Here is a 5,218-nt window from a genome sequence, read left to right on the forward strand (position 1 = left end):
CTTTTGTCTCAGCAACTCAAGGTTATCAAAGAGAGGGGATTGAGTGTGTTTTTTTGCTTTATTTCTACCTATTGATGAGATAAGAGACACCACCACATTCAGTATAGAGCCAAAAATCTCATCCGATTTAAACTAGCTCTAAAAAAGTTGAACCGCTTTTACACGCTCCACATCTTTTTCGTTATACACGATATCCATTTTCTAATCGCTTTGGATAAATTAATTTCTTTTCCTCATAATATCGAATTGATCGGATGCTAACTCCAGTTTTCGCTGATAATTCGCCTATTTTCATAACATTTTCCCTCCCAGTTACTACGTTATAGCCATATTAAAGTATGACATGGTGGGAGGGGCAATATCTAATTTTTGAATTCTGAGGCTCTCAACCATAACCATAAATAAATCTGTCATTTTCAACTAGTACTTATGGTTCTGTTATTTTAAATTTATTAGCACTATAGAGTTGTAGAAGAATCGAAAACACCATAAATATAACAGCAAAAAAAATTAGTGATATAGCACCGAAACCAAATGCTAACACTATACCACCTAATGTGGCACCGACTGAACTACCCAAATAATTAAGTGAACTGTTTAATGCGACTGCTGAACTTCCATTATTCGGTTGGTAAGACATTAAAATATGCTGTTGTGGTGCTTGAGATGCCCACCCCATTGCTCCCCAAACAAAAAATGGTAAATACTTTAACAAAGGTATATTTATCATTAATGGAATACAAATAATAGATAACGTTAAGATTAATAAAATTATTGTAACCAATGTTTTGGGCTTTTTAAAATAATCAATTAAATGACCAATGATTAAACTTCCAAACAATCCACCAAATCCCCATGCCCAAAGATACAATACTAAATCACCAGACGTTGCAACTTCTTTTATTAAAGGTGATAGGTATGTATATAATCCCAGACTAGAAATACTGGCAAAAAAAGTAATAAACACTGTTATCGTTACCTTTTTATCAAAAAACATTTTTAATCGTTCATTAACCGCAGGTGGTGAGGACGTTTCAATATGTGGTAAATATAACAGCATACCAAACATCGCGATAACTCCAATAAGTACCAATAACCATATGGAAGCTTGCCAATTTAGTAGGTCAGATACATAAAGCCCTAAAGGAACACCCAGCACTGTTCCTATACTCATTCCACCTAAAGTTAGTCCTATAGCTCTCCCTTTTTTTTCAATTGAGACGAGCTCAGAAGAAGCCGAGATTGCTATCGGAGAAAACAAGCCTGCCCCTGCTCCCGCTATTGCTCTAGATACCAAAAGAACAGTAAAAGTAGGAGCGATTGCGGTAATGCTATTAGCAATAGTAAAAACTAGCATGGAGTATAACAGTATTTTTTTAACTGACTTTCCAGCAAATAGAGAGGCGAATATCGGTGCTGATATAGCATAAAACAGTGTGAACATGCTAACAGCTAGCCCTACTTGAGATACATCCTTATGATATGTTTCACTGATTCCTGGAATTAACCCTGCAACAATATAAGCATCAAAACCCAAGGCGAACATGCCCAAAGATAATATTAATACCTTCTTCAACATTAATCCTCCTTAACTCAAGTGATGAACTTCAACACTCATTACGAGTCGGTTACTATTGAAGGTAGATATAAACAATCATATTAGATAACTACTCATAACATTATGTTATAATAAAAATACCTTCTATTTAGAATGATACCAAGTAATAATGTAGTATAGAAGAATCGTTCTTTTTTAAGGATATAACATATAGTTATTACTTATGGAGTGAGTATAATGAACTTAGATTGGTTACAAAGTTTTACTGAAGCCGCAAAACAAAAGAGTTTTTCTAAAGCAGCAAATGTGAAGAACCTTTCCCAGCCAGCTTTGAGTAAACAGATTCAAAATCTAGAAAATAATCTAGACGTTAGACTATTTCACAGGACAGCAACTGGTATTACACTCACAGAAGCAGGGCAATATTTTTACAGTCGAATTATGCCCGTCATCGCAGAAGTAACAACAATTCGTGAAGAATTGCAACGATTTTGTCGAAGTAATCCTATTGCAATAGGCAGTCTTCCTAGCTTAGCTACTTACTATTTACCGTTAAGAATGAAAGGCTTCCTGTTCATGGATAGACCGGTTTCATTATTGCTACAGAATACTTCCAGTGAGCTGTTGCAGTCTTTACAGGAAGAAAGACTTGATGCAGTCTTTATTGAGACCGAATACACAGATAAGTCATTATGGAGCTGTGAATTATTTACAGAATCTTACTATGCATTGCTTCCTTTAGAACATAAGTATAAATCTAAAGACACAGTTCAGCTTACCGAACTATGCGAAGAGCCATTCATTACTCATCAAGCTCCTTGCGATACAAGAAGCCACATTGTTGCTCAAATGGAATTAATAGGTTATAAGCCTAATATAGTAAGTGAAGTAGCTTTTGGTGATTTTATCTATGGATCCGTAGCTGCAGGAATGGGGATAACGATCGTACCAGAGTTAGTGGCTAAAAACATCAATCATCTCGACCTTTTGGCTTTACCAATTGTTAATTTTGGAAGAAAAAGAACAATTTCATTAGTAAGTCAAGACAAAAGACTTGGATCAATGTTATATCAGTATATTAAAAGAGTTGATTAACTTAGAATTTTATAAAAACCAGATCAAAGAGTAGGGTAACCTTGAATGGTTACCCCACTTATCAAACGGTGTTAAGGCTTGGACTTATCATTTAAGATAGTCTGTGTTAGCACGAGACTACCTAATTGTCAGAATCCGTGTCATTGATAAATCCAAAATTGTTGGAAAGTAAAAAAGACAAAGGCTAAAATAGATTTTTGGACAAAAGAAGAATTTGAAAAGTCACCTCTCTTTTTTATCATGAAAACTACTATCAACATTTTTTATTTATCTCGTTATGGTTTATGACAGGTATGTGGATTGGAGAAGCCACTGCAATTCAATGGAATATTGGCTTTAACGCTGATGTAGTATCTATTGATAAAACACTTTACTATAAGAATTTAGATAACTATTCTTTTGTAGAACCGATGGGACAGAAGATGACATTAAAAGATATCTTCGTGTTTGCACTCATTACTGCCGTTATATTTGTTATTTGCTTGTTTTTACCTGAAGCCATTCCCATTCATTTTAACGCACAAGGAGAAGCGGATATCATTGTTAATAAATATTTTTTACTCATTGGTTCCGTTATCCTTTACTCTGTTTATTGGCAGTTTTTTCGAAATGACAACGGCTCAAAAGAATGATATCTTTCATAATATCTTTCTATGGTAAAGGGCTACATTAGTGTTCCAAAAATATATTTTTCTCACCTTCATTTGCTTTCTCAGACGTACGATAAGCCGGTGTAGAACAATGGAAAGTCCTCTTTCGCCTAGCAACATTCCCTTTCAATTAATAAAAATTCTTCATGGTAAACTATTGTACCGCTCACGCGACTTGATACTGTTTCATTCTCCAATACACGAGACAAACCAAAACGAGTTGAATAATGAGTAGAATAATCATGGTAGAAACCACATTTTGTACAAAGGAGCTAAGAATATACTCTTGTTTGGAACTCATGAAAGTTAGAAAATCCTCAGTCCGATAGTTGTTGATTGGAAACAAGTTTAATAGCTTATATACAATGCCCCTTTTAAAAAGCTGAACGAATGCTTTTGGCAAAAAGAATAGTCCTAATGACAAAGCTAAAGCACTAAACGGTGAGCGAGCAATAGATGAAACATATAGCGTGACCCCAACGATTGCCAGCATGCTTATAAAATGCAAAGTGACAGCTAAAAAGAATACTTGTAAATGATTTATTTCCACTGGAAAACTGAATAAATCAAATAAGAAATTTGTTTGAATGCTTGTGTCCCAACCACTAAAACCATTATTATATATAGAAAGATACCAGTGATATAATATGCATAAAGAGAAATACAAATATGGAAATCAGTGTTGCCGCTATGATTTTGCCGATGGTTAATTTATTTCTGATACTACGTCAAGAAAATAGACACAGATTTTTCTACCGCGCTTCCGCTTGGTGGCCGTCATAAAAAAGTTTAAATAAAGGGCATTTAAACTTTTTTATGACGGTAAAATCAGGCTGCGGAATTTCCATACATTTGCTCAAATTCATTTGGCGTATAGTAGCCCAAAGTCGAATGGATCCGCTTGGAATTGTAGAAGAACTCGATGTATTTAAACAGCGATTTCCTCGCTTCTTCCCGTGTTTTATAATTTGTTTGATAAACTAGCTCACGCTTAAGAATACCGTGAAAGGATTCAATCAAGCATTGTCGTAACAGTTTCCTTTTCGGCTCATACTGCCTATCATTTTGTACTTTTTTAATAGTTTCTGATACTCGGAGGAGGCATATTGAACACCACGGTCAGAGTGATGAATGACGCCTTTTCCTGGCTTTTGACGATTAAAAGCCATCTTTAATGCTGAGATAACCAATTCCCTTGTCATAGTCTTATCCATTGACCAGCCTACTATTTTACGAGAATATAAGTCCATTACGGTCGCCAAATACAACCAGCCCTCATTGGTCGGAATATAAGTGATATCCGTTACCCAATATTGGTTTGCTTGCATTAAACTGTCGATTTAAGACGTTTTCATTTACCGGATGTTGATGCTTCGAATGGGTTGTCGCCTTGTATTTCTTGACGGTACAAGATTTCCACTGGTTTTTTGTCATAATCCGAGAGACTGTACGTTCACTTACTTTTACACCACGTTTTTTTAGGGTTTTAGCAATTTTAACACTACCGTACCGTTGCTTAAATTCTAAATGGGTCTGAAGAATTTCTTGTGCTAATTTCTCGTGCTGTTTCTGCCGGTCACTTTTTGGTCGGTTCACCCATTTGAAGTAACCGCTTTTAGAAACTCCCAAGGCTTTGCACAACTTCTCCACTCGGAATTGGGAGCGATTTTCATGAATAAATTCATATTTTACCGAGGGCTTTTCGCGAAGTAGTGCATCGCCTTTTTTAAGATTTCATTTTCCTCCTTTAGATCACGAATTTCCTTCTGGAGTGCTCTTAATTCAGCCGCCTCCGAAGAGAAATGTGGATAGGTTACACTTGACTAGACAAAAAAATGAAGGTGAAGTAGACTAAACAGAACATAAAATGGTTCCTATTATAAAAATAAGTTTGTTCAACAAAGTGCCTTTATGC

At 35.4% G+C, this 5,218-nt stretch carries 7 protein-coding genes; 2 read left to right on the forward strand and 5 right to left on the reverse strand.

What is annotated here, in order from left to right:
- Window positions 1-181 precede the first annotated feature (181 nt).
- Complete coding sequence (locus D1839_RS19905) at window positions 182-295, reverse strand: MerR family DNA-binding transcriptional regulator (RefSeq protein WP_199690462.1); 114 nt, start codon at window positions 293-295, stop codon at window positions 182-184.
- Window positions 296-427: 132 nt separating this feature from the next.
- Complete coding sequence (locus D1839_RS19910) at window positions 428-1,576, reverse strand: MFS transporter (protein WP_120381510.1); 1,149 nt, start codon at window positions 1,574-1,576, stop codon at window positions 428-430.
- 219 nt (window positions 1,577-1,795) lie between these two features.
- Between D1839_RS19910 and D1839_RS19915 the strand changes: the two genes are divergently transcribed.
- Window positions 1,796-2,653: a LysR family transcriptional regulator gene (locus D1839_RS19915; protein WP_120381511.1), complete on the forward strand. Its 858-nt coding sequence runs from the start codon at window positions 1,796-1,798 to the stop codon at window positions 2,651-2,653.
- A gap of 293 nt (window positions 2,654-2,946) precedes the next feature.
- Window positions 2,947-3,285: a DUF1648 domain-containing protein gene (locus tag D1839_RS21535; protein WP_442970642.1), complete on the forward strand. Its 339-nt coding sequence runs from the start codon at window positions 2,947-2,949 to the stop codon at window positions 3,283-3,285.
- A gap of 846 nt (window positions 3,286-4,131) precedes the next feature.
- Here D1839_RS21535 and D1839_RS21540 read toward each other — a convergent pair.
- The 3 genes from D1839_RS21540 to D1839_RS19940 are packed head-to-tail and all read right to left on the reverse strand — an operon-like array spanning window position 4,132 to window position 4,899.
- The gene (locus tag D1839_RS21540) at window positions 4,132-4,323 is read right to left on the reverse strand and encodes an IS3 family transposase (protein ID WP_158589713.1); all 192 of its coding nucleotides are present in this window, start codon (window positions 4,321-4,323) and stop codon (window positions 4,132-4,134) included.
- Window positions 4,320-4,631, reverse strand: coding sequence for an IS3 family transposase (locus tag D1839_RS19935; protein ID WP_120381514.1), 312 nt, complete (start codon window positions 4,629-4,631; stop codon window positions 4,320-4,322). Before D1839_RS19935 ends, D1839_RS21540 begins: the two co-directional genes overlap by 4 nt.
- Window positions 4,579-4,899, reverse strand: a complete 321-nt coding sequence (locus D1839_RS19940) for an IS3 family transposase (RefSeq protein ID WP_158589714.1) — start codon at window positions 4,897-4,899, stop codon at window positions 4,579-4,581. The genes D1839_RS19935 and D1839_RS19940 overlap by 53 nt, the downstream gene beginning before the upstream one ends.
- Between the last annotated feature and the right edge of the window lie 319 nt (window positions 4,900-5,218).

Origin of the sequence: Roseburia sp. 1XD42-34, from assembly GCF_009917385.1 — a bacterium.
Lineage (GTDB): Bacteria > Bacillota > Bacilli > Bacillales > Amphibacillaceae > Virgibacillus.

What these genes read in the sequence shown, in the direction of transcription:
- D1839_RS19905 (WP_199690462.1), bottom strand. Translation starts at nt 295, where the DNA reads ATGAAAATAGGCGAATTATCAGCGAAAACTGGAGTTAGCATCCGATCA.
- D1839_RS19915 (WP_120381511.1), top strand. Translation starts at nt 1,796, where the DNA reads ATGAACTTAGATTGGTTACAAAGTTTTACTGAAGCCGCAAAACAAAAG.
- D1839_RS21535 (WP_442970642.1), top strand. Translation starts at nt 2,947, where the DNA reads ATGTGGATTGGAGAAGCCACTGCAATTCAATGGAATATTGGCTTTAAC.
- D1839_RS19935 (WP_120381514.1), bottom strand. Translation starts at nt 4,631, where the DNA reads ATGCAAGCAAACCAATATTGGGTAACGGATATCACTTATATTCCGACC.